Consider the following 23,570-nt stretch of genomic DNA (forward strand, 5'->3'; position numbering starts at 1 on the left):
CGGCAAGGCTCTAGCCGGAAAAGCGTTTGGACCCAAGGCTTTCCTCCACCACCCCGTCATTCCCGCGCAGGCGGGAATCCAGACGCGCTACCGTTTCGATTTTATCGCGGACGTCAGAGGTTCTGGATCCCCGCCTCAGCGGGGATGACGGTGGTGGGGCGGCCGACGATCGCCCCCACCCACCCCGTCACCCCGGACTTGTTCCGGGGTCCACCGGGCCGCAAGGGGATGGCAGGATCCTCAAACCAACCCCCTCGCCGCAGAGTGGACCCCGGACCAAGTCCGGGGTGACGGAAGGGGAGCAACCCTTAACGCGGGCTCGCCTCACGCTTGCCGTCTAGCCGCCGCGCGATGCCCCACGGATTGGCGTCGTCCAGCGCCTTCGGCAGCAGCGCCGGTGCCAAATTCTGGAAACACACCGGCCGCAGATAGCGCGCGATGGCGAGCGTACCGACCGAGGTCGTGCGCCCGTCGCTCGTCGCCGGGAAGGGGCCGCCATGCACCATCGCCGGCGCGACCTCGACACCCGTCGGCCAGCCATTGGCGAGGATGCGACCCACGCGGCGCGCGATCACCGGCACGAGCCGCACGGCATCGGCCTCGTCGGCGGCGTCCATCTGCAGCGTCGCGGTCAACTGGCCTTCCAGTCCGGCGATGACGCGCGCGATCTCCGCCATGTCGCGGCAGCGCACGACGACCGACGACGATCCGAATACCTCATGGCTCAGCGCGTGGTCGGCCAGGAACGCCTCGGCCGTCGTGTCGAAGATCGCGCCGACCGCCTGGTTGACGCCATCGCCCACCTTGCCGCGCGCGACGGTCTTCACCGCATCATGGCCGGCAAGCGCATCGACGCCCTGTTCGAAGCTCGCATGGATGCCCGGCGTCAGCATCGTCGCCGGTGCCGCGTCGGTCATCGCCGCCGCGGCAGAGGCGATGAACGCATCGAGATCGGGGCCGTCGATCGCCAGCACCAGACCGGGGTTGGTGCAGAACTGGCCCGCGCCCATCGTCAGCGACGCGACGAATTCCTTGCCCAGCGCCTCGCCCCGTGCGGCGAGCGCGGCGGGGAACAGCACGACCGGATTGATGCTCGACATTTCGGCATAGACCGGGATCGGTTCCTCACGCTCGGCGGCGATGCGGACCAGCGCGAGGCCCCCGCCACGCGATCCGGTGAAGCCCACCGCCTGGATACGCGGATCGCGCACCAGCGCAGCCCCCAGTTCGTTCGTTTCGCCGGGCAGGTAGGAGAAGACTCCCGCGGGCAGGCCACTGTCCTTCACCGCTTGGGCGATCGCCCGCGCGACCAGTTCGCCGGTGCCCGGGTGCGCCGGATGGCCCTTCACCACCACCGGGCAGCCCGCAGCGAGCGCCGAGGCGGTGTCGCCGCCCGCGACCGAGAAGGCGAGCGGGAAATTCGATGCGCCGAACACCGCGACCGGCCCGATCGCGACATTGACGCGACGCAGGTCGGGGCGCGGCAGCGGCGCACGGTCCGGCATCGCCGGATCGATCGTCGCGTCGAGGAAATCACCTTGGCGCACCACGCCCGCGAACAGCTTCAGCTGGCCGACGGTCCGCCCGCGCTCGCCCTCCAGCCGCATGCGCGGCAGGCCGCTTTCCGCCATCGCGCGCACGATCAGGTCGTCGCCGAGTCCCACGATATTGTCGGCGATCCGCTCGAGGAACGCCGCCCGCGTCTCGGGATCGGTCGCGGCAAAGGCGGGGAAGGCGGCATCGGCCAGCGCACACGCCTCCGCTACTGCATCAGCACCCGCCGACGAGAAATCGGGGGTCAGCGTCTCGCCGGTCGCAGGGTTGACCGCGGTGAAACGGGTCTCGGCCTGGCGAGTGTCGCCGCCGATCAGCAGGGCGCCGTCGATCATGGATGTGCCTCGTATCGAAGATAATGTCTGACTAATTGTAGGGTGGCACGACGCGGCGGACAATGACCGATTGTTCGGGAGTCGCTACCCATTCCCCAACACCCGTTCGTGCTGAGCGTGTCGAAGCACGGGGTGCCACATGCGCGCCGTCGCCTGTGGCAACGCGCCCTTCGACAGGCTCAGGGCGAACGGGGGTGGGGTGAATGGGCAGCGTTTACAAAAACGCCCGCCCGCCCGTCACCGGGATCGTCGCACCAGTGATATAGCTCGATTCATCGCTCGCCAGCAGCACATAGGCGGGCGCCAGCTCCGCCGGTTGCGCAGCGCGGCCCAGCGGCGTGTTCTCGCCGAACGTCTTCACCGCTTCCGGCGGCATCGTCGACGGGATCAGCGGCGTCCACACCGGCCCCGGCGCGACCGCATTCACGCGGATCTTCCGCTCCGCCAGCATCTGCCCCAGCCCCGAGGTGAAATTGTAGATCGCACCCTTCGTCGTCGCATAGGCGAGCAATTGCTGGTTCGGGTCCTGCGCGTTGATCGACGTCGTGTTGATGATCGACGCGCCTTCGCCCATGTGCGCGACCGCGGCCTTCGACAGATAGAACATGGAATGGATGTTGGTCGCGAAGGTCAGCTGCCATTCGTCGTCGCTGATATCCTCCAACGCCTCGAAGCTGCGCTGGTGCGCGGCGTTGTTGACCAGCACGTCGATCCGGCCGAACGCCGCCACCGCCTGGGCGATCACGGCGCGGCACTGGTCGGGCTGCGACAGGTCGCCCGCGACCAGCACCGCCTGCCGCCCCTCCGCCTCGACCAGCGCCTTGGTCGCCTCGGCATCGTCATGTTCGTCGAGATAGGCGATCAGCACGTCGGCACCCTCGCGCGCAAAGGCCAGGGCGACCGCGCGCCCGATGCCGCTGTCGCCGCCGGTGACGATCGTCTTCTTGCCGGCAAGGCGCCCGGAGCCTTTGTAGCTCGATTCGCCATGGTCGGGGCGCGGGTTCATCGCCTCGGTACGGCCGGGGATCGCCTGCTGCTGTTCGGGATAGGGCGGGGTGGGGTAATCGGTCATGGGGCAACTCCTTCGCTCCGGCCAACCGATCGCGTGCTTACCCGTTCCGGCACATCAACCTGGATCAATGAAGTCGCCCCGACACCGACACCGACACCGCGGCGGCGCGGCATTGACGCCTCGGCCCGTCTGACCGTAAGGGCCGGGCCGTGAAAGGTCCCCGGAGACGGGGTCAAAAGGGAAGCCGGAATGCGCAACGGGAGGCGCGGATCCGGCGCTGCCCCCGCAACTGTGACCGGCGAGCCGGTCCCCATCGAGCCACTGGGTCCGTGACGGACCTGGGAAGGCGGGGACACAGGCGACGACCCGGAAGCCAGGAGACCTGCCTTTCGCCGTCGATCCTTCGCGCGGACGGGGTGTGCCGGGCGGACGAGGGAACCCCCTCGATGCGAGCGACATCCGCCGTGCGCGAATGGTCGCGCGCGGTCAAAAAGGCCGCCGCGCGCGATCCGTCGCGTGCGGTCATAAGGGGTGTGCCCAATGACTGTTCGCCTATCTGTTTCCGTTGTCCGTCCGTCGCTGTTGACGCTCGGCCTGCTGCTCGCCGCGCCCGCCGCCGCGCAGATCGCGCCGACTGCCGATCCTGCCAACAGCGACGACATCGTCGTCACCGCGACCCGCGTGGCGCAGCCTGCCGCCGAAGTCGGCCAGGCCGTCACCGTCATCACCCGCGACGAGATCGATCGCCGCCAGACCGTGTCGGTCGCCGACCTGCTGTCGACCACCCCCGGCGTCACCGTGACGCGCAACGGCAGCCTCGGCGGTTTCACTGGCGTGCGGCTGCGCGGCGCAGAGGCGGAGCAGACGCTGGTCGTGATCGACGGCGTGCGCGTCAATGATCCGTCCTCGCCCGGCGGCGGCTTCGATTTCGCCAATCTGCTGTCGGCCAGTGTCCAGCGCATCGAAGTGCTGCGCGGCCCCAATTCGGTCCCCTGGGGCAGCCAGGCGATCGGCGGCGTCGTCAACGTCATCACCGAAGAACCGACCGAGCGGCTGAAGGCGCGCGCCAGCGCCGAATATGGCTATGCCGACAGCGTGTTTGCGCAGGGCGGCATCTCGGGTCGCAGCGGCGCGATCTCGGGCGCACTGACCGGCGGCTATCTGCGCAGCGACGGCATCTCGGCTGCGGCCAACGGCACCGAGCGTGACGGCTATCGCCAATATGGCGCGACCGGCCGCCTGGGCGTCGACTTCACCGACGGCATCGGCCTCGACCTGCGCGGCTATTGGGCCGACAGCAAGACGCAGACCGACGGCTATCCTGCGCCCAACTACATCCTTGCCGACGACCCCAGCTTCTCGACCGCGAACGAACTGTATGGCTATGCCGGCCTGCACGCGAACTTCGGCACGTTCCGCAACCGCGTCGCCTTCACCATCGCCGACATCAACCGCGACACCTATGCCAAGCCCGGCGCCACCCCGTCGCCGTTCCGCGGCCGCTCGGAACGCTACGAATATCAGGGCGATTATCAGCCGATCGATCAGGTCCGCATCGTCGCCGGCGTCGAGCATGAAGACAGCCGCTATCGCGATTCGAGCCTGCGCCGCTCGGTCGGCATCACCAGCGTCTATGGCGAGGCGATCGTGAAGCCGTTCGACGCGCTGACCCTGACCGGCGGCGTCCGCAACGACGATCACGAGACGTTCGGCAACCACACCACCTTCGGCGCCGACGCCGCGCTAGCGTTGCGCACCGGCACGACGCTGCGGGCGAGCTATGGCGAGGGCTTCAAGGCGCCGACCCTTTACCAGCTCTACAGCCCGTACGGGAACACGCGCCTCGATCCGGAAACCGCGCGCAACTGGGATGCCGGCATCGAACAGGCGCTGCTCAACGGCCGCGCCCGCGTCTCGGCGACCTATTTCAACCGCGACACGCGCAACCAGATCAGCTTCCGCGGCTGCTCGGGCGCCGAGCAGACGACGACCGGCTCGATCTGCGTCAACCGCCCGTTCGGCGTTTACGACAACATCCAGCGCACCCATGCCGAGGGCGTGGAGTTCGCGATCGGCCTGCGTCCGGTCGACGCGCTGACCGTCTCGGCCAACGTGTCGTACATCGACGCGGAAAACCGCACGCCCGGCACCGCCTTCCGCACCGATCTGCTGCGCCGGCCCAAGGAAACCGCGGCGTTCGTCGTCGACTATCGCCTGCCGTTCGGCCTAGGTATCGGTGGCACCGTGCAGATCGTCGGCGACAGCTTCGACAGTGACAGCTACGGCAGCCGCGTGCGCGTCGACGGCTATGCGCTGGCCAGCGTCCGCGCCGAACTGCCGATCGGGGATCGCCTGTCGATCTACGGCCGCATCGATAACGTCACCGACGCGCGCTACCAGACGGTGGCCGAATACGGCACCTACGGCCGCGCAGCCTATGGCGGCGTGCGCGTGAAGCTGGATTGATGACACGTCCGCCCTCACCCTTCGCCGGTATTGCCGGCTCTTCCCTCTCCCGATGGGAGAGGGAGGGAGGCGCGCAGCGCCGGAAGGGTGAGGGTCGTCGCCTGCTGTCGTCTGTGCTTACCTTCCTTCCGTCATTCCCGCGAAGGCGGGAATCCAGACGCGCTACCGTCTCGCAAGCGCCGCGAGGCCAGCCAGTCTGGATCCCCGCCTGCGCGGGGATGACGGAGTGGGTGGGGCGGGTCGCCGCCCCGATATTCAATGGCCGCACCGCGCCGTGGCGAGGGCTTGCCGATCGGGTGCCTCACATTCTCCGTCACCCCGGACTCGTTCCGGGGTCCACTCTGCGGCTAGGGGGACGGCTCGAGCCTCAGGCCACCCCCTCGCGGCCCGGTGGACCCCGGACCAAGTCCGGGGTGACGGCGGGAGTGTGGCTCACCCTCACCCTCACCGCCTGCGCTCCCCCGCCACACCAAGGCGGCATCGTCTCCACCAACCCCTGCGCCGACGCGATCCTGGCGCAGATCGCGCCCGATCGCCTCGCTGCGGTCAGCTATTATTCGCACGATCCGGCCGCGACCTCGATGCCGCTCGCCCTCGCGCGCCGCTATCCCGCGACCGCCGGCACCGCCGAAGAGGTGATCGCGCGCCACCCCGATCTCGTCGTCACCGACACCTTCGCCCCCGCGGCGACCCGTGCCGCCTATGACCGCGCCGGGCTGAAGGTGCTCACCCTCGATTCCCCCGCCACGATCGCCGCCAGCGAGGCGCAGGTGATGCAGATCGCCACCGCCGCCGGCGTTCCCGCGCGTGGGCAGGCGATGGTCCGCGCGATGCAGAGCGCGATCCCGCCCGCGACCGGCGCAAAGCCCGCCGCATTGCTCTATATCTCGGGCGACCTCGCCAATGGCGGCGGCACCCTGCTCGACGACCTGATGACCCGCGCCGGCCTGCGCAACGCCGCCGCCGATTACGGCCTCGCCTTCACCGGTACGCTGCCGATCGAAACCATCGTCGCACATCCACCCGCGCTGATCCTCAGCGACGGCGACGGCCGCACGGCCGAGTTGCGCCGCCGCATCCTCGCCCGCAGCGGCGCGCATGTCGCGGAGGTGCGCTTTCCCCGACACCTGATGAACTGCGGCGGCCCCACCATCGTCCCCGCGCTGCGCCGCCTGTCCGCGATCCGCGCACAGCTGCTGTCATGAGCCGCGGGCTCCGCCTCACGGGCCTTGCCGCGCTCGTCGCCGCCGGCTTCGCGCTGTCGCTGGTCGCCGGCAAGCAGTGGCTGCCCTGGGGCAGCGACGCCGCCACCGCCATCTTCCTCGAACTGCGCCTGCCACGCGCGCTGCTCGGTCTGCTGCTCGGCGCGATGCTGGGCGTGTCGGGGTCGGTGCTGCAGGGCTTCCTGCGCAACCCGCTCGCCGACCCCGCCGTGATCGGCGTGTCGTCCTCCGCCGCCTTCGGTGCGGTCGCGGCGATCCTTTATGCCGGCGCGTCCAGCCTCGGCATCTTCGCCGCGGCGATGAGCGCCGCGGTGGCGTCGATGCTGCTGCTCGTCGCGCTCACCTGGCGCAACGCGGACCCGGTCGCCTTCATCCTCGCCGGCACGGTCCTGTCGAGCCTTGCGGGCGCGCTCACCGCCTTCCTCATCTCGATCGCACCGAACCCCTATGCGGTGGCAGGCGTGCTCGACTGGCTGATGGGCGCCCTCACCGACCGCGGCCTCGCCGATGTCGCCCGCGCCGCGCCCTTCCTGATCGTCGGCACGATCCTGCTCGCGGCGGCCGGCCCGGCGCTCGACGCGCTGACGCTGGGGGAGGGGGCGGCCCGCTCGCTCGGCATCCGGCTCGGTCGCGTCCAGGCGCTGGTCGTGCTCGGCACCGGCCTCGGCGTCGGCGCGGGTGTCGCGGCGACCGGCGTGATCGGTTTCGTCGGGCTCGTCGTGCCGCACCTGCTGCGCCCCGTCTTCGGCCACCGCCCGTCCGCACTGCTGCTGCCGAGCGGCCTCGGCGGCGCGGCGCTGGTGCTGGTCGCCGACAGCCTGTGCCGCCTGGCGCCGGGTGCGGGCGAGGTACGGCTCGGCGTCGCTATGGCGCTGATCGGTGCGCCCTTCTTCCTCGGCCTGTTGCTGCGGCATCGGGGGCGGGCATGGATCTGATCGCGAATCGCCTCTCGGTCGATCTCGGGTCGCGCCGGGTGTTGTACGATGTCGATGCGACGATCCGGCGGGGCCGCGTCACCGTCATCCTCGGCCCCAATGGCGCGGGCAAGACCACGCTGCTGAAGGCGCTCGCCGGCCTTGTTAGTCCGGCCGCGGGCAGTGTGACGCTGGAGGGCAAGCGGCTCGCCGCGCTCGCCCCCCGCCAGCGCGCGCGCCGCATCGGCTATCTGCCGCAGGAGGCTGCGGTCCATTGGAACGTCCCCGCGCGCGATGTCGTCGCGCTCGGCCGCGTGCCGCATCGTGCGCCCTTCGCCGGCCCGTCGCCCGTGGACCGCGCCGCGATCGACGCCGCGCTCGCCACGACCCACGCCACCGACCTCGCCGATCGCCCCATCGCCGATCTGTCGGGCGGCGAGCGGGCGCGCGTCCTGCTCGCCCGCGTCCTCGCCGGCGAACCCGACTGGCTGCTCGCCGACGAGCCGCTCGCCAGCCTCGATCCCGCGCATCAGATCGACATTCTCGATCGCCTGTGCGGCATCGCCGTCGCCGGCCGCGGCGTCGTGCTCGTCCTCCACGATCTCGCGCAGGCCGCGCGCATCGCCGACGACGTCATCCTGCTGCGCGATGGCGGCATCGTCGCCGCCGGACCGGCCAGCTGCACCCTCACCGCCGCGCGCATCGCCGAGGTGTTCGACGTCACCGTCGCCAGCCTGCCCGGCAGTCGCGTGATGGTGCCGATCGGTCGCATCGTCCGCTGACCGTCGGCCCTGAGGCATCGACGCAAGGGGCGTGCGCGATTATGCGCTGACGCGTGACTGCTCCCCTCCGCCTCCGCCTCGACCCCGCCGCCCTCGCCGACAATTGGCGCACGCTCGACCGGATGAGCGGCCGCGCAGCCTGCGGCGCGGCGCTCAAGGCGAACGGCTATGGCCTGGGTGCGACCGAGGTCGCATCGCACCTCCGCGAGGCAGGATGCCGCGACTTCTTCGTCGCCACCTGGGCGGAGGCCGAACGGCTGGCGCCGCTGCGGCTCCCGCTGTCGGTGCTGCACGGCGTGCGTGACGAGGACATGGCGATCGCGCTGACCGGCATTGCCCGGCCCGTGCTCAACACCGACGCGCAGGTTGCGCGTTGGCGGGCGGCGGGTGGTGGTGCGTGCGACGTGATGGTCGACACCGGCATGAACCGCCTCGGCGTGTCACCGCAAGCGGTGCGGACCGGCCTGCTTGACGGCCTCGCCATCGACACGCTGATGAGCCACCTCGCCTGCGCCGATGAGGACAGCGCGATGAACGCCCGCCAGCTCGCTGCCTTCGCCGCGCTGCGCGGGGTGACGGACGCGCGGCGGATGAGCCTCGCCAATTCCGCCGGCATCGCGCTCGGCGCCGATTATGCCTTCGACCTGACCCGCCCCGGCATAGCGCTCTACGGCGGCATCCCGCGGTCCGACTTTGCCGGCCTGATCCGCCAGGTCGTCCAGCCCGAAGCGCAGATCCTCCAGCGCCGCACCGTCGCCGCCGGCGGCACCGTCGGCTACAATGCCACCTGGACCGCCCCTCGCGAGACCGAGGTTGCCATCCTCAACCTCGGCTACGCCGATGGCTACCTCCGCGCCTTTTCCGACCGCGGCAGCGCACGCGGCGGCACGCTGCCCGTCATCGGCCGCGTCTCGATGGACTTGCTGGCAGTGGACGTGACGGCCGCGCCGCACGTGGCGGAGGGCGACTGGCTGGCGATCGACTTCGCGCTGCCGGATGCGGCGGCGCAGAGCGGCCTGTCGCAGTACGAGCTGCTGACGGGGCTGGGCGCGCGATATGGGCGGGTGTGGGGGTGATATAAAAAGGGCCGCTTCCGAAGAAGCGGCCCAACTTTTTTCCATTTCTAAATGATCAGAAGTTCGCCTTGAACCCCGAATAGAAGAAACGGCCGATGTTATCGTAGGGGTCGCCGCTGGCAACGCCCAGCAGGTCATACGGGGGCTTCTTGTCGGTGATGTTGTCGACGCCGACATAGAAGCGGAAACGCTCGGTTGCGTTGAAGCCCACCTGGATCGAGTGGTAGAACGCTTCCGGGTAGAAAACGACCGGGTAAGCATCCGGATTGCGTGCCGGACGTCCGTCATACGCGTGCTGCGTTTCCCATTCGCCGATCGTCGACTTGCCTTCGTACCGGACGCGATACTGGATATCGAACGTCTTGAAGTCGAGGTTCCCGACGAACTGGCCACGCCATGCGGCATAGCCGAGCTCACCCTTCTGGCGGTCGCGGTAGGTCGGATCGGTGACGTCGGTGTAGGCGTTGTTCTGCGCTACATAGCTGGCGAGCAGGCGTAGCGACAGCGTGCCGGTGTCGCTGATCCGGGTCCGGTACGACATGTCGAGGTCGAACCCGGACGTTTCCAGCTTCGCGTAGTTGAAGCCCTGCGAGAAGAACGCCGGACCCGTGATCGGGAACGACACCGTCGAACCACCGTGAACGACGTTCTGCTGACCTTGGAACGTGCCGTTGGGGTTGCGGAAGACCGCCGCGCAGAACGGATTGTTGATGCCGCTCGGGTTGTCGTAGCACTGGTTCACGATCGTCTGTGCTGCCAGCGAGAAGATCGCGTCCTTGATCGTGATATTGTAGTAATCGAGCGTCAGCGAGAAGCCGCGGAGCGCCTGCGGCTGCAGGATCACGCCAGCGGTGAAGCTGCGGCTCTTTTCGGCGTTCAGATTCGGGTTGCCCCGGTTGAAGCCCGAGATGCCCGAAGCGGCGTTATTCGTGAACGGCTCGGTCGTGCCATTAAACGTCTGAGTGGTCGGAACGCCGGCCGCCGCGCAATTCTTTACGCGATTGGGATTGTTGTTGATGTTCGCCTGGCTGCACGGATCGGCAAGACCATTGGCGAAGGTCTGCGAATTGGAATTGTACAGTTCGATCAGCGACGGCGCACGCACCGACCGGGCGTAGCTGCCGCGGAAGGTGATGTCGCGGATCGGTGCCCAGACCGCGTTGAGGTTGTACGTCCACGGCGTACCGGCATTGCCGATATTGTAGTGCGACACGCGCGCCGCACCGCTCAGCGTCAGTTCGTGGAAGAATGGTCGGTCGGCCAAGAGCGGAATGCTGAGTTCGCCGAACGCTTCCTTGATGTCATAAGCTGGCGGTGCGAACGTCGGGATCGAGTTAAGGAACGTCGCGCCGCTGGCGGTCAGGTCGTCATACTTCGAGAATGCCGTCTCTCGGCGGTATTCACCACCGATCGAGAAGGTCACGTCACCGCCCGGCAGCTTGAACAATTTGCCGTTGACGAAACCGACGAGGTCGAACTCTTCGGCCTTCTGCTTACGCGTCGAGGTGACCGAAAAATAATTCAACGCCGCTTGGCTCACCTGTCCCTGGCCGAACAGGTTGACGGGCACGCAGCTCGGATCGTCGTTTGTGGTGATCGCGTCTGCATTGATTCCGCAGACGATTTGGCCCGCCGCATTGCGCACAGCATTGATCGAATTCGCGTACTTCTGCGTAACGTAGTTGCCGTTCGTCTTGTAGAAGGTGTCAAGACGGCCGTAGTTCGCCGACACTTCGTAATGCCAGCCTTGACCAAAGTCTCCTTCGACGCCGCCAACGATCCGGAACGTCTCACGGCGATGAACCTCACCGCGGCCGCCAAAATCGACGTTGAAGCGCTGAGCGGTGAACGTGGTCGCCCCCGGTGCCAGTGCCGACACTAGCGTCGCGCGGGCCTGATCGGTGAGGTACGGGTTGTTGATGCTGAACGTGTTGTTGGCGAAGGTCGGCTGACCTTCCTGCAACGCATCGATACGGACGTACTTTGCTTCCACGAACGGCTTGAAAGCGTCTGAGAAGTCGTAATGGGCCAGGATATTGGCCGAGTAGCGTTCCAGCTTGGGCTGAAGCATGCCGGTGAGTCGCAGCGTCGAACCCTGTCCGCCGACGCAATTCCCCGAACCGAAAGGACGTAGATCCGTGATACAATTATTCGCAGTCAGTGAACCATCCGGGTTGAACACGAAGGTGCGGCCGTACTGGCTGAGGGTGTTCGTGCTGCCCACGTTGGCGAGTCCCGAACAGGCTACGCCACGCCGTGCCGCGAAGGCGGCAGCGGATTCACCGGTGGCAGCCACGGTCGGGCAGGTAGCTGTGAACAGACCGCCTTCCGAAATCGTGTTGTTGCGCACGTTACGCAGGAAGCTGGTGTCAGGAATGCCATCACCCAAGGAGGATTCCGGCCCGGTGCGGATGGCGCCGCCATTGGGGTTGAGCTGCGGTCCAGTGTTCTGCGTCGCATTGAACTGACTGCGGCCCGAATAGGCGCCGGTGATGTCGTCGCGGTCGGTGTAATAGACCACGTTGGAGCGCGAATATTCGGCAGCCGCAGCAATGTTGCCGCGGCCGTCGGCGAAGTTCTTGCCGACGGTCAGCGCGCCGAAATAGGATCCGCGCGTGCCGTGCGACGAAATGCCGCCTTGCCCGGTAGCGCGAATGCCTTCGAAGTCGCGCTTCATCACAAAGTTCACCACGCCGGCCATCGCGTCCGAACCGTAGACGGCCGAGCTACCGCCGGTCTGAACATCGACGCGCTCGAGCAGGTCGGTCGGGATCGTGTTGGTGTCGACGACGAAGCTGCCCGGCTGCGACGTCACGTGGCGGCGGCCGTTGACCAGCACCAGCGTGCGCTGCGTCCCGAGACCACGCAAATCGAGCAGGTTGAGACCGGCCGTGCCGATGAAACGCGTCGAATTGGCTTGGCTGTACGTCGTGCGCAATGCCGGAAGCTGGTTGAGTGCGTCACCGATCGACAGGTTGCCGGTCGAGGTGAGCAACTCGGACGTGACCGAGGTGACGGGCGCAGGCGAATCGAGATTGGGTCGAGCGAGACGCGAACCGGTTACGACGATCTCGCCGTCCCGAGACGTTTCGGTCTGTTCACTCGTCGGGTCGGTCGCCGCATTGGCTTGCGCATCGGCGCCGGACTGAACGGGGGTATCGGTCTTACCAGCCTGCGCGGCTGCTACGGAAGGATAGGCTGCCAAAGTGCCGGCGAGCGCCGACGCCGCCAGCAAGGTACGGATATTCATGCATGGTCCCCTGTTGAAGAGCACGTGTTCGTGCTTATCCCAGGGGCCCATTGTGAACATCAGATGACGGCGATCGCAACGATCGATCGCCCATCGGCAACAAAAAACTACATTTTCACGTCATGATGTGACTGGCACGCAACATTGGTGCAGCTATGCTGCCGTATGGTGACAATGCTCTCGATCACCGCTCCACACACATCGCGATCCCCATGCCGCCGCCGATGCACAGCGTCGCCAGACCCTTCTTCGCGTCGCGCTTCTGCATTTCGTACAGCAGGGTAGTCAGCACGCGGGCGCCGCTGGCGCCGATCGGGTGGCCGATGGCGATGGCGCCGCCGTTGACGTTGGTCTTGTCGGGGTCGAGGCCCAGTTCCTTGCACACCGACAGCGCCTGCGCCGCAAACGCCTCGTTCGCTTCGATCAGGTCGAGGTCGGCGACGGTCCAGCCCGCCTTTTCCAGCGCCTTCTTTGACGCGGGCACCGGGCCGATGCCCATCACAGACGGATCGACGCCCGCGCTCGCCCAGCTCCTGATCGTCGCGAGCACGGGGGTGCCGCGCTTCTCGGCTTCCTCGCGGCTCATCAGCACCAGCGCGGCGGCGCCGTCGTTGAGGCCGCTGGCGTTGGCGGCGGTGACGGTGCCGTCCTTCTTGAACGCCGGGCGCACGCCGCTGACGCTGTCGAGCGTCGCGCCGGCGCGGATATATTCATCGTCCGCGACGATCGTGTCGCCCTTGCGGCCCTTGATCGTGACCGGCGCGATCTCGTCCTTGAACCGGCCAGACCCACGCGCCGCCTCCGCCTTGTTCTGGCTGGCGACCGAAAAGCTGTCCTGTTCGCCGCGCGTAACCTGATATTGCTCGGCGAGATTTTCCGCCGTGATGCCCATGTGATAGCCGTTGAACACGTCGGTCAGGCCATCGTTCACCATCGTGTCGACCAGGCTGACGTTGCCCATCTTGGTGCCGCCGCGCATCGTCTGTGCGTGCGGGCTAAGCGACATGCTCTCCTGCCCGCCGGCGACGACGATCGACGCATCGCCGGTCTGGATGGCCTGGCACGCGAGCGCCACCGCGCGCAGGCCCGATCCGCAGACCTGGTTGACGCCCCACGCCGGCACTTCCTTGGGGATGCCGGCGGCCATCGACGCCTGGCGCGCCGGGTTCTGCCCTTGCGCCGCGGTGAGCACCTGGCCCAGGATCACCTCCGACACCTCTTCACCCTTGACGCCCGCCTGTTCCAGCGCGGCCTCGATCGCGACGCGGCCCAGCTCGTGTGCCGGGGTGGCGGCGAACGCGCCCAGGAAGCTGCCGACGGGGGTACGCTTGGCGGCGGTGATGACGATCTCGGTCATGATGATCTCCTTGTGCGCCGCCTATCTAGCGGCGGGCAGGGCCGCGATCCAGTCGGCAAGCGGCTGCCATAGCGATGCGCGGGCGCGCCCGCCGACGATCATGCCGACATGGCCCAGCGCCAGCTCGCGGTGATCGGCGAGTCCTGCGGCGGTGGCGGCGGGGACGATCCGGTCGGTGGTGGAGACGAACTCGACCGTCGGACAGGCGAGCGCGTGCGGCGCCACCGTCCGCCCACGGATCGTCCATTGCCCTTGTCCCGGCGCATCGGCGGTGATGAAGCGATCGAACAGGTCGCGCGCACAGGCGAGCGGCAGCGGCTCGCCGGCATTCGCCCAATCCTCCAGCCGGACGAAGGCGCGCGCCGCCTCGCTGTCGGGCGCCATCCGCCCGAACGCCTCATATTTCACGATCGTGCGCGCCGGGTCGAGCCGCCAGAATCCCGCCTGCAGCACCTCCATTGGCAGCACGCCCAGCGCCTCCGCGGTCGGCAGCGCCGCCTGCCACAGGTCGCGCATCCCGCGACGCGCCGCGCCATAGCCATCGAAGCGCCACGGCGCCGCGATCGTCGCGAGGCCCGCCACGCTCGTACCCGCCGCCGCCGCGGTCGCCATCGTGCCGCCCAGGCAATAGCCGACCAGCACCGGCGGCGCATCGAGCTGCTCGATCAGCGGCAGCAGCAGCGATTCGACATGGCCGGTCATGTCCATGTCCCGGTCCGCCGGCGTCGGCGCGCCCCAGTCGACCAGCGCGACGCGAAAGCCCTGTGCCGCCAGCCAGCGCACCAGCGATACTTCGCCCAGATCGAGGATCGCTGGCGGATTGATCAGCGACGGCACGCACACCACCATCCGCCCGCGCCCGCCATAATAACGCAACGCCGCCCGTCCCGCCGTCGCCAGCGCCGGCATCGGCGGCGGGGCAGGGGGGCGGGGCGCCTGCTGATAGGCGGTCAGCCCGGCGAGCGCGGCCGCCATCCGCTCCGGATATGCTGCGGTTTCGCTGCGCAGCATGTCGAGGAACAGGGGTAGCGGCCGCGGACCGTGTTGCGGTGCGGAAAATTGAGGCGTAGCATGCGGTTCGATCACGGGCATAACACCGGAACGGGCAGGGGACGCGTATGAAGAAGCAACAGCCGGGCGACGGCGTCGTCATCATCAAGAAATACGCCAACCGGCGGCTCTATAACACCGAGACCTCGTCCTACATCACGCTCGATCATCTCGCGACGATGACCCGCGAAGGCCGCGACTTCAAGGTCGTCGATGCCAAGACCGACGACGACATCACGCACAACGTGCTGACGCAGATCATCATGGAAGAGGAAAGCCGCGGGCAGACGATGCTACCCGTCAGCTTCCTGCGCCAGCTGATCGCCATGTACGGCGATTCGATGCAGTCGATGGTGCCGGGCTATCTGGAGGCGTCGATGGACAGCTTCCGCCGCAACCAGGAACAGTTCAAATCGGCGGTTGAGGGCGCGTTTGCCCATTCGCCATTCGCCGAAATCGCCAAGCGCAACATGCAGATGTTCGAGGCTGCGACGCAGGCGTTCGGCGTCGCGCCCGCGATGGCGCCCGCCGCTACGGCTGCGCCCGCCGCGCCCGCCAGCAAGGATGACGAGATCGCCGCGCTGAAGGCGGAGCTGACGCGGTTGCAGGACAAGGTCGAAAAGCTCGGCTGACGGCGCGCGGCCGTGCCGGTGATGTTCTGGAGCGCGGGCGCCAGCCTGTGCGTCGCCCTCGTCGCGGCGTTCGCCGATCGGCGGCGGCGCCTGCGCCACGATCCCGATCGCGTCGGCTTCGTCGACTGGCGGACGGTGCAGATGGCGGCGCTGCTCGCGACGATCCTGCTGGTCAGCGTCGGGCTGCATACCCGCTGAGGGGCGCAGCGACCAGCCAGTCTGTCGCGCCATCCCCCCGTTCGCCCTGAGCCTGTCGAAGGGCAGGCGTCCACCGCCGCGCCGCGCGTGTGGCGACCCGTCCTTCGACAGGCTCAGGACGAACGGCCAAAGGGGTGAAGCGCACCTCCGCAAAATCCCGTTGCGTCCTGCCTTCAATGGCTTACGCTTGCGGCCATCGCGGGCCTATCTCCCCGCCGTCTTCCGGGGAACGACATCCGTGCGCCATCTGCTGATCCCGACCGCCGCGGCGGCCGTCCTGTTCGCCGCGCCCGCCCACGCCGACGAGCTGCAATCGCGATTGCTCGCGGGCATGCAGGCGGCGCGCGCCACCGCCTTCGCCTTCCAGCAGACGATCGTCGTCGAGACGACCGGGCAGGCGCGGCGCACGATCGTCGAACGCTACGACCCCCGCCGCCCCGCCGCCGAGCGCTGGACACTGGTCAGCGTCGACGGCAAGGCCCCCACCGCCAAGGACATCGCCAAGGCGCGCGAAGGCAAGAAGAAACCCGGCTCCTACGGCGATCTTGCCGACTGGTTCGGCACGCCGGCGCGCCGGGTCGAGGCGCCTGCGGGCTATGCCGCTTATCACTTCGATCGCTTGCCCGCCGGCGAGCTGAAGATCGGCAACCACGACGCCTCCGCCGACACCGCGGCCGACGTATTGGTCAACACCAAGGGGGCGACCCCCTTCGTCGAGCGGGTGCGGTTCACCTCGACCAAGGGGTTCCGCATGATGCTGGTCGCCTCGGTCAAGCGGATCGACAGCAGCAGCCGCTATGTCGCCGCGCCGGGCATCGGCATCGTCCCCGAATCCTTCGCGATGGCGATGACGGGATCGATGATGGGCAAGTCGGGCGAACTGAAAACCAACGTGACGTTCAGCGGCTACCAGCCGGTGAAGTGAGGCAAAGGGGACTGGTCCTCCGCAGCCGCCAGACCGGAGCGTCGGCGCACACTCGTCGCGTCGTGCTATGGTCAGCGGGTGGCGTTGCCCGGAAAGGACAATCGCCCGAGCAGTGCTGCGACACCCCGCTCGATCCCAAGCCCGATCTGGCCTGCCTTGAACGCCGGAATCATGACCTGGTCCATGACGCGCTGGCACACAGCGTCGGGCAGCTGCCGGGTCAGTCCTGAACCGACTGATATCCTCGCCCGTCTGTCGTGGGGCGATACCAGTACGACGATGCCGTCGTTGATCCCCCTGCGGCCGACACCCCACTGGTTCCCCAACCGGTCGGTAAAGCGTGCCACATCGTCGCCGTTCAAGCTGTTCACCGTCACGACGACCATTTGGTGCGCGGTTTCCCGCTGAAACCGGCTCAGCTGTTGCGTCAACCGCTGCCGCTGCTGCGCAGTCAGCACCCCTGCCTGGTCGACGACATACCCCGTGAACCGCAACGGAGCGGCCGCCACGGCTGCCGGACGATCGACGCTGCTCAACGCTGCATCAGTGCCGCCGATCGCGGTCAGCAGCATGAGGATCGGTGCGAGCGCCCCGCTCAATAGAAGCGCTTCAGCGTCAGCGACCGGACGGTGCCGTCGCACAGGCCCAGTCGCACGATCGTGCCCGGCGTACCGATCGACCATTTGGCGAGCGCGCTCGTCGGATAGTCCGCGCCGATCGGCTGGCCGTCGATCCGGCAGATCAGGTCGCCGACCTGCCACCCCGCCGTCGCCGCCGGGCCGCCGCGCATGACGTGCAGCACCTTCAGCCGGTCGCGCTCCAGCCCGACGAGCAGCCCGCTGGTCGATCGCAGCGGCGGCCGGTTCGCATCGGGGCCGGGCTTCAGCACCATGCGCCCCGCGGCGGGATCGAGCAGCACGCGGTAATTCTGCAGCAGCCCCGATCCGATCCGGCCGGCGACGCCGATCGTCTCCGAAAAGCCGTTCGCGGGCTCGATCCGCGTCTCGACGCTGCGGATCGCCTGTTCGCCGATCGTGATCGTCGGCACGATCGTCAGCGTGCTCACCGTCTCCCCGGCGAGACCGAACGAGACGGTGGTCGTGTTCGGCAGCCGCGTCACGCCCGCGCGCTTCGCCGCGCTCTCCGACAGCGTCAGCGCCGATCCATCGCCGGTATCGACGATCACCGGCGACAGCGTGCGGCGCCCGATCCTGACCTGGCTTTCGTAGACATGGCGCGCGGGCGAGATCGTCAGCGGCGCCAGCGCGCCGACGAACGGCAGCCGGCCGGAGGGGAGCAGGCGAAACCGGTGGTTTGCATAGTCGATGTCGAGCGCCTGCCCGCCGATCGCGTCGCGCCCGATCAGCATGTCGACGGCTTTGGCGCTGCCCGTCGCCAGCGCCGGCAGGTCGGCGACGGTGACGCCGCCGCCGGTACGCGTCAGCCCGCCGATCGTCAGCGTCCGCGTCGGCTGCCACCCGACGGCGACCGCGCCGCTGCCGGCCCCGCCGATCGCGGTCGCCTGCCCGTCGCTCTGCACCCGCGCCGGGTCGGCGGCGGCACGCGCGAGCACCGAATAGCTCACCCCCGTGTCGAGGATCGCGGTCAACGGCGCGCCGTCGAGCGTCAGCGTGAAGCGGATCTGGTTGCCCGGCGTCAGGTCGAACGGCACCCAGCGCGCGTCGGTATCCGCCGAAAGCGTCGCGACGCCCTCGCGTCCCGCAGGCGGGGGTGCCGCGGCGAGCAGCAACAGGGCGAACGGTAGGAGGACGCGCATTGGGCACACCCTAGCGCGCCCGAACCGACCTATAAACCCGCCGGCCTATAAACCCGTGCGGGCCATCGCGCGGTTGATGAGGAAGGGAGATTCGCTTGCCCCCGTACAGCCGCCGCTGCGCGCCAGCACGCACATCCGGATGTTCCAGCTTTGCTCGCAATGGTCGACGCGCCATCCGGCGGGAACGCGCAGCGTGCCCTGGGTCGCGGTGACGATGCGGTTGAACCCCGCCTGATGCGCCAGCGCATTCGCCATGGGGCGGTCGGCGGGATCGGCGGAATCGCCCGTCCAGAACATGCTGATCGGCGTGCCCCGGCGCAGCGCGACCGCACCTGGCAGCACGGCGAAGCTGGCGGGCTTGACCAGCGCGACGCCGCACACGGCCGGATCGGCGCGCAGATAAGCGAAGGTCCGCCAGCCGTCCGCGTTGGGCGCCAGCTGATTGGGCGCGAGCTTGCCCTGCGCCAGGCCGATCGAGGCAAGCGCGAAAGCCGCGAAGACGCCGACCGTCACCGCGCGTGCCTGCCCCTGCGACAGCCGCGCACGGGCCAGTGCGATGATCTCGCCCCAGCCCAGCGCGGCCAGGATCACCAGCACGGTGAAGGCGAGGAAGATGAACCGATATTCCTTGTGCGGGATCAGGCTGTGGATCACCAGCGTCACCGCCGCCGCGGCGAGTAGCCCGGGCGCCTGCCGCCAGCCGTACAGGATGCCGACCACCGCCGGCACCATCCACCACGACCACACTTCCATGAACCACGCGACATAGGCCAGCGCCGGGAAGGTGCCGTAGCGCGCGGAAACGTTGTGGACGATATTCTGTTCGAAATTGCCCAGGATCCAGGCGAACGGCACCAGCCCGCGCGCGCCGTCGACGATCGCGCTGGCTGCGGCGACCGCGAGCGCTCCCGCGAGCAACACCGCCCAGCGCTTGCCGTCGAACAGGTCGCGCCGCCATTCCACCAGCACCAGCACCGCCGCAGCGGGCGCGTAATGCGGCCGGGCGAGCGCGGCGAAGGCGAACAAGGCGCCCGCCGCGGCGATGCGGCGCGGCCCGGTATGCCTTGCGGTCAGCAGCGCGGCGGCGGGCAGGAAGGCCGCGACCGCGATCGGCTCCGCCAGCGTTTCGGCGGCGAAGAAGACGATCTCGAACCAGGTCGCCGCGACGACGCCGGCGAGCACCCCGGTGGTCGCGCTGTGCCGTCGCCCGATGTCCCACGCCGCCCAGATGATGCCGAGCGACGCCGCCGCGGTGGCAAAGCGGGGCAGGATCATCGGCAACAGGCCGTTGGGATCGATCGCCTCGCCGATTCCCAGCGGGATGGCTAGCAAGGCGGGCAGCATCCAGCTGCGGATGCCCGTGCGCCATTCCCAGGTGATGACGCCCTCGCCGGTCAGCAGGCGATGCGCGGGCTCCAGATATTGATAGATCGCGTCGGGGTGATGGAAACCGGGGGTCAGCACTGCCCAGACGCGCAACATTGCGCCGATCAGCATCAGCCAGGCGAGCGGCCGCGCCATGACGACGCGCTTGACCGCGTCGTACAGGCCTGGTCCGCGCAGCGCCGCATCCCGCGTCGCCGCCATGTCACGCGCGTGAATCGCCGCGGTCATCCGCCCGGCCCCCGCCTTACAGACAGGCTTCGAGGAACGCCTGGTCGAAGCCGAACTGCTTCGCCTTGTCGAGCGTATAGGGGCGCAGGCCCATCGAGCGATACTCGCCGATGATCTTGCCGTCCGCGCTTTCGTCCAGATATTCGAACTTGAACAATTCCTGCGTCACGATCACCGGGCCTTCCATGCCGATGACTTCGGTGACGTTGGTGACGCGGCGGCTGCCGTCGCGCAGGCGCTTGACCTGGATGATCATGTCGACGCTGTCGGCGATCTGGCGGCTGATCGCTTCCTTGGGCACCTTGATGTCCGACATCATCACCATGTTCTCCATACGCGCCAGTGCTTCGCGAGGGGAGTTGGAGTGGAGCGTACACATCGACCCATCGTGGCCGGTGTTCATCGCGGCGAGCATGTCGAAACACTCGGACCCGCGGATTTCGCCCAGGATAATGCGATCCGGGCGCATGCGTAGCGCGTTCTTGACGAGGTCGCGGATGCTGATCTCGCCCTGGCCCTCCAGGTTGGCGGGCCGCGTTTCGAGCGGGAGCCAGTGGGGCTGCTGCAGCCGCAATTCGGCGGCATCCTCGATCGTCAGCACGCGCTCGCCCGGGTCGATCATCTTCGACAGCGCGTTGAGCATCGTCGTCTTGCCCGAACCCGTACCGCCCGAAATGACGACGTTGAACCGGCTGGCGCCCGCGATCTTCAGCGCGGTCGCCATCTTGGGGCTCATGCTGCCGAACCCCGCCATCATGTCGAGCGTGATCGGCTTGGCGGAGAATTTACGGATCGAGATCGCGGTGCCGCGCAACGACAGCGGCGGCACGATCACGTTGACGCGGCTGCCATCCTTCAGGCGCGCGTCGGCGAGCGGCGTGGTCTGGTCGACGCGGCGGCCGACCGAATTGACGATGCGCTGCGCGATCTGGAACAGATGTTCCTCGTCGCGGAACTGGATCTGCGCCAGCTCCAGCTTGCCCTTGCGCTCGACATAGGTCTGGTCGGGGCCGTTGACCATGATGTCGGTGACGGCGGCATCGGCGAGCAGCTCCTCGAGCGGCCCCAGCCCGAGCAGCTCGTCGACCAGCACCTTTTCCAGCGCGAACTGTTCGCGGCGGTTCAGCGTCAGCTTCAGCTCGGCGAGCACTTCGCCGATGATCGGGCGGAATTCCTCAGCGAGCTCGTCCTTGCTCAGCGTCGCCGCGGCTTCCGGGTCGACGCGTTCCAGCAGGCGCGGCAGCACCTGTTCCTTGATCTTGTGGATCGAGGCTTCGAAGCCCTCGTTGCGGCTGCTGCCCGCATCGCCGCTGGCATTCTGTCGCTCGGTCAGCCGCGCCATCGCGTCGACGGTGCCGGCGGGCGGCGCGGGGGCGAGCGGGTCCTCGGGCGCCAGCAAAGCCGATTCGATCGGCGGGAACTGGCTGCCCGGCGGCGTGTCTTCCGCCGGCCGTGGCGCCACGCCGCTGCTCTGCATCGGGCGCGCGACGCCGAACGCCGGCCTCGCCGGCTGTCCGCCACCCATTCCGTTCCGACGCCCGAACGCGCTCATACCCAATTCCAATATGGTCCTGGCGAGAGGGGTAGGGGGCAAGGTTTGACATTTTCCTAACCACGATGCGCCGCGGGCCGGCGTGCCGGGAAGACATCGCAAAGGCTGGCGCAGGCTGTGGTCGCGCAGATGCGCTGAGGACGCAGAGGCGACTGTCGCGCGGCCACGCGCGCCTCCTTTTGCGCGTGTTCGGGCCGGGCCGCGCGTGCAGCGGGCGTGACACCTCTGCGGTCTCCGCGCCTCTGCGCGAACACAGCCCTCATCCCGCCCGATCCATCCCGTCCGCCCGTACAAGGCTTGACACGCGCGCCGGCCTCGCCTTCGAGACCGGGGCATGCGCCGCCTGCTCCTCACCCTGCTGCTGCTGCTCTGCTGGACCCAGCCGGCGCGCGCCGACGATATCGGCGCCACAGCGCGCGGCGTGGTGCGCGTCGTCACCATCGCGGTCGTCGATGGGCAGGTGGTGGGCTTCGGCCATGGCAGCGGCGTCGCGGTGGCGCCCAATCGCGTCGTCACCAACGCGCATGTCGTCGACCTCGCCGAACGCTACCCCGACAATGTCGTCGTCGGCGTCGTGCCGTCCGAAGGCGACAAGAGCTACCAGGGCCGCGTCATCGCCTATGACGCGCGCGCCGACCTCGCGCTGATCGAATTCACCGGCGCCAGCCTGCCGCCGGCGACGCTCTACACCGGGCCGATCGGCGAAGGCGATGCGGTGGTCGCTCTGGGCTATCCAGGCAACGTCGACCTCGCGACCGCGAAATCCGCCGCCGACTATATCCGCCCCACGTCGCCGGTGCGGTCGGAGGGTGTGTTCTCCGGTCGGCGCAATCTCACCGGCACCGAAGTGCTGCTTCACACCGCCAGCATCGCGCGCGGCAATTCGGGTGGGCCGCTGCTCGATCGCTGCGGCCGGGTGATCGGCATCAACTCGGCGATCACCCGCGGCGAAGAGGGCGACAGCTCGTTCGGCTTCGCCATCGCCGACACCGAACTCGCCGCCTTCCTGCGCACTGCCAAACAGCCCTTCGCCACCACCGGCGCGCCTTGCACCTCGATCGAGGAGCGGCTGCGGCAGGATAGCGAGGCCGACGCCCGCGCCCGCGCCGACGCGCTCACCAGCGCCCGCGAAGCAGCGACCCGTGCCGCGATGGGCCGCGAGGAAGCGCTGGCCACCGCGCGCGAGGCCGCGCAGGCGCGGCGCGAGAATGTCATGGGCATCGCCGGCCTGTTGCTGGTCTTCGGCGCGATGGGGCTGGGCGGCGCCGGCCTGCTCGACGCGAAGGGCCGCCGCCGCGCCGCGCTCTGGGCCGCGGGGATCGGGGCTGCGACGATGGCGGCGGGCATCGCGACCTTCGTCCTGCGCCCCTCGGCGCGCGCCGATCTGCCGCGCGTCCCCCTTGTCGCGCGCCAGGCGGTGCCCAACGCACCGCTCGGCAAGCTCGTCTGCACGTTGCAGGCCGACGCCAGCCGCGTCACCGTCTCGTCGACCGACGACGTGACGCTCGACTGGGGCAAGAGCGGCTGCGCCGACGGTCGCACCCAATATCTCGCCACCGGCGACGCGTGGCAGCGCCTCACCGTCCCCGACGACGAACAGACCGTGTCGTCGCGCGTCTTCGATCCCGTCACCCGCCGCCTGACGGTCACGCGCTACATGCTCGGCGCGCAGGCGATGCAGGCGCTGCGCAGCCTGAGTGCGAAGACCGTCGGCCAGCGCTGCACCGTCGATCCGGTCGCCACCGAACGCCTGGTCCAGCAGCAATCCGCGCAGCGCGCCGCGCTGCCCCCGCTCCCCAACGAAAAGCTCGTCTACGCCTGCCGCCGCGCGGGCTGAGGGTTGCGGCGTCTGG

Annotated in this window: 18 protein-coding genes and 1 riboswitch; of the genes, 9 read left to right on the forward strand and 9 right to left on the reverse strand. The window is 68.6% G+C overall.

What is annotated here, in order from left to right:
* Positions 1-308: 308 nt before the first annotated feature.
* Complete coding sequence (locus ACP7A3_RS07135) at positions 309-1,889, reverse strand: aldehyde dehydrogenase (NADP(+)) (protein WP_063687373.1); 1,581 nt, start codon at positions 1,887-1,889, stop codon at positions 309-311.
* 214 nt (positions 1,890-2,103) lie between these two features.
* Positions 2,104-2,961, reverse strand: a complete 858-nt coding sequence (locus tag ACP7A3_RS07140; protein ID WP_426256291.1) for a glucose 1-dehydrogenase — start codon at positions 2,959-2,961, stop codon at positions 2,104-2,106.
* A 137-nt stretch (positions 2,962-3,098) separates the two neighbouring features.
* Positions 3,099-3,305, forward strand: a riboswitch (cobalamin riboswitch).
* Between the two features lie 136 nt (positions 3,306-3,441).
* Between ACP7A3_RS07140 and ACP7A3_RS07145 the strand changes: the two genes are divergently transcribed.
* The 5 genes from ACP7A3_RS07145 to ACP7A3_RS07165 all read left to right on the forward strand — a co-directional run bounded on the left by ACP7A3_RS07145 (position 3,442) and on the right by ACP7A3_RS07165 (position 9,362).
* Positions 3,442-5,367, forward strand: coding sequence for a TonB-dependent receptor plug domain-containing protein (locus ACP7A3_RS07145; RefSeq protein WP_426256290.1), 1,926 nt, complete (start codon positions 3,442-3,444; stop codon positions 5,365-5,367).
* Between the two features lie 425 nt (positions 5,368-5,792).
* Positions 5,793-6,572: an ABC transporter substrate-binding protein gene (locus ACP7A3_RS07150; protein ID WP_426256289.1), complete on the forward strand. Its 780-nt coding sequence runs from the start codon at positions 5,793-5,795 to the stop codon at positions 6,570-6,572.
* On the forward strand, positions 6,569-7,525 hold the full coding sequence (locus tag ACP7A3_RS07155) for a FecCD family ABC transporter permease (protein WP_426256288.1): 957 nt from the start codon (positions 6,569-6,571) through the stop codon (positions 7,523-7,525). Before ACP7A3_RS07150 ends, ACP7A3_RS07155 begins: the two co-directional genes overlap by 4 nt.
* Positions 7,516-8,286 (forward strand): ABC transporter ATP-binding protein, encoded by a 771-nt coding sequence (locus tag ACP7A3_RS07160; protein WP_426256287.1) that lies wholly within the window; start codon positions 7,516-7,518, stop codon positions 8,284-8,286. The genes ACP7A3_RS07155 and ACP7A3_RS07160 overlap by 10 nt, the downstream gene beginning before the upstream one ends.
* Positions 8,287-8,339: 53 nt before the next feature.
* Positions 8,340-9,362, forward strand: coding sequence for an alanine racemase (locus ACP7A3_RS07165; protein ID WP_426256286.1), 1,023 nt, complete (start codon positions 8,340-8,342; stop codon positions 9,360-9,362).
* A 55-nt stretch (positions 9,363-9,417) separates the two neighbouring features.
* On the opposite strand, the gene ACP7A3_RS07170 is transcribed toward ACP7A3_RS07165, so the two are convergent.
* From ACP7A3_RS07170 to ACP7A3_RS07180, 3 genes are all read right to left on the reverse strand, one after another.
* The gene (locus tag ACP7A3_RS07170; protein WP_426256285.1) at positions 9,418-12,612 is read right to left on the reverse strand and encodes a TonB-dependent receptor domain-containing protein; all 3,195 of its coding nucleotides are present in this window, start codon (positions 12,610-12,612) and stop codon (positions 9,418-9,420) included.
* Between the two features lie 184 nt (positions 12,613-12,796).
* Positions 12,797-13,969, reverse strand: a complete 1,173-nt coding sequence (locus tag ACP7A3_RS07175) for an acetyl-CoA C-acetyltransferase (RefSeq protein WP_426256284.1) — start codon at positions 13,967-13,969, stop codon at positions 12,797-12,799.
* 21 nt (positions 13,970-13,990) lie between these two features.
* Positions 13,991-14,980, reverse strand: coding sequence for an alpha/beta fold hydrolase (locus ACP7A3_RS07180; RefSeq protein ID WP_426256301.1), 990 nt, complete (start codon positions 14,978-14,980; stop codon positions 13,991-13,993).
* A 107-nt stretch (positions 14,981-15,087) separates the two neighbouring features.
* Between ACP7A3_RS07180 and phaR the strand changes: the two genes are divergently transcribed.
* The 3 genes from phaR (at position 15,088) to ACP7A3_RS07195 (ending at position 16,774) form a co-directional block, all read left to right on the forward strand.
* Positions 15,088-15,651, forward strand: a complete 564-nt coding sequence (gene phaR, locus ACP7A3_RS07185; RefSeq protein WP_426256283.1) for a polyhydroxyalkanoate synthesis repressor PhaR — start codon at positions 15,088-15,090, stop codon at positions 15,649-15,651.
* A 12-nt stretch (positions 15,652-15,663) separates the two neighbouring features.
* Positions 15,664-15,849 carry a hypothetical protein gene (locus ACP7A3_RS07190; RefSeq protein ID WP_043060532.1) on the forward strand — a complete coding sequence of 62 codons (186 nt, stop codon included), beginning with the start codon at positions 15,664-15,666 and terminating at the stop codon, positions 15,847-15,849.
* A gap of 238 nt (positions 15,850-16,087) precedes the next feature.
* On the forward strand, positions 16,088-16,774 hold the full coding sequence (locus tag ACP7A3_RS07195; protein WP_426256282.1) for a hypothetical protein: 687 nt from the start codon (positions 16,088-16,090) through the stop codon (positions 16,772-16,774).
* A 71-nt stretch (positions 16,775-16,845) separates the two neighbouring features.
* Here the strand turns inward: ACP7A3_RS07195 and ACP7A3_RS07200 are convergent, their stop codons facing one another.
* The 4 genes from ACP7A3_RS07200 to ACP7A3_RS07215 are packed head-to-tail and all read right to left on the reverse strand — an operon-like array spanning position 16,846 to position 21,717.
* A complete protein-coding gene (locus ACP7A3_RS07200) occupies positions 16,846-17,373 on the reverse strand; it encodes a TPM domain-containing protein (RefSeq protein WP_426256281.1) in 528 nt (175 codons plus the stop codon).
* The gene (locus tag ACP7A3_RS07205) at positions 17,370-18,551 is read right to left on the reverse strand and encodes an aspartyl protease family protein (protein WP_426256280.1); all 1,182 of its coding nucleotides are present in this window, start codon (positions 18,549-18,551) and stop codon (positions 17,370-17,372) included. The genes ACP7A3_RS07200 and ACP7A3_RS07205 overlap by 4 nt, the downstream gene beginning before the upstream one ends.
* A gap of 45 nt (positions 18,552-18,596) precedes the next feature.
* Positions 18,597-20,165 (reverse strand): hypothetical protein, encoded by a 1,569-nt coding sequence (locus ACP7A3_RS07210; protein ID WP_426256279.1) that lies wholly within the window; start codon positions 20,163-20,165, stop codon positions 18,597-18,599.
* 16 nt (positions 20,166-20,181) lie between these two features.
* Positions 20,182-21,717, reverse strand: a complete 1,536-nt coding sequence (locus ACP7A3_RS07215; RefSeq protein ID WP_029720768.1) for a CpaF family protein — start codon at positions 21,715-21,717, stop codon at positions 20,182-20,184.
* 334 nt (positions 21,718-22,051) lie between these two features.
* On the opposite strand from ACP7A3_RS07215, the gene ACP7A3_RS07220 reads away from it, so the two are divergent.
* Positions 22,052-23,554, forward strand: a complete 1,503-nt coding sequence (locus ACP7A3_RS07220; protein ID WP_426256278.1) for a S1C family serine protease — start codon at positions 22,052-22,054, stop codon at positions 23,552-23,554.
* Positions 23,555-23,570 lie beyond the last annotated feature (16 nt).

Origin of the sequence: Sphingomonas sp. DC5200-1 (genome assembly GCF_049897245.1) — a bacterium.
GTDB classification, from domain to species: domain Bacteria; phylum Pseudomonadota; class Alphaproteobacteria; order Sphingomonadales; family Sphingomonadaceae; genus Sphingomonas; species Sphingomonas aquatilis.

Excerpts from the sequence above, each read along its gene's own strand:
- ACP7A3_RS07135 (WP_063687373.1), bottom strand. The coding sequence starts at position 1,889 with ATGATCGACGGCGCCCTGCTGATCGGCGGCGACACTCGCCAGGCCGAG.
- ACP7A3_RS07140 (WP_426256291.1), bottom strand. The coding sequence starts at position 2,961 with ATGACCGATTACCCCACCCCGCCCTATCCCGAACAGCAGCAGGCGATC.
- ACP7A3_RS07145 (WP_426256290.1), top strand. The coding sequence starts at position 3,442 with ATGACTGTTCGCCTATCTGTTTCCGTTGTCCGTCCGTCGCTGTTGACG.
- ACP7A3_RS07155 (WP_426256288.1), top strand. The coding sequence starts at position 6,569 with ATGAGCCGCGGGCTCCGCCTCACGGGCCTTGCCGCGCTCGTCGCCGCC.
- ACP7A3_RS07160 (WP_426256287.1), top strand. The coding sequence starts at position 7,516 with ATGGATCTGATCGCGAATCGCCTCTCGGTCGATCTCGGGTCGCGCCGG.
- ACP7A3_RS07170 (WP_426256285.1), bottom strand. The coding sequence starts at position 12,612 with ATGAATATCCGTACCTTGCTGGCGGCGTCGGCGCTCGCCGGCACTTTG.
- ACP7A3_RS07175 (WP_426256284.1), bottom strand. The coding sequence starts at position 13,969 with ATGACCGAGATCGTCATCACCGCCGCCAAGCGTACCCCCGTCGGCAGC.
- ACP7A3_RS07180 (WP_426256301.1), bottom strand. The coding sequence starts at position 14,980 with ATGCTGCGCAGCGAAACCGCAGCATATCCGGAGCGGATGGCGGCCGCG.
- phaR (WP_426256283.1), top strand. The coding sequence starts at position 15,088 with ATGAAGAAGCAACAGCCGGGCGACGGCGTCGTCATCATCAAGAAATAC.
- ACP7A3_RS07205 (WP_426256280.1), bottom strand. The coding sequence starts at position 18,551 with ATGCGCGTCCTCCTACCGTTCGCCCTGTTGCTGCTCGCCGCGGCACCC.
- ACP7A3_RS07210 (WP_426256279.1), bottom strand. The coding sequence starts at position 20,165 with ATGACCGCGGCGATTCACGCGCGTGACATGGCGGCGACGCGGGATGCG.
- ACP7A3_RS07215 (WP_029720768.1), bottom strand. The coding sequence starts at position 21,717 with ATGAGCGCGTTCGGGCGTCGGAACGGAATGGGTGGCGGACAGCCGGCG.
- ACP7A3_RS07220 (WP_426256278.1), top strand. The coding sequence starts at position 22,052 with ATGCGCCGCCTGCTCCTCACCCTGCTGCTGCTGCTCTGCTGGACCCAG.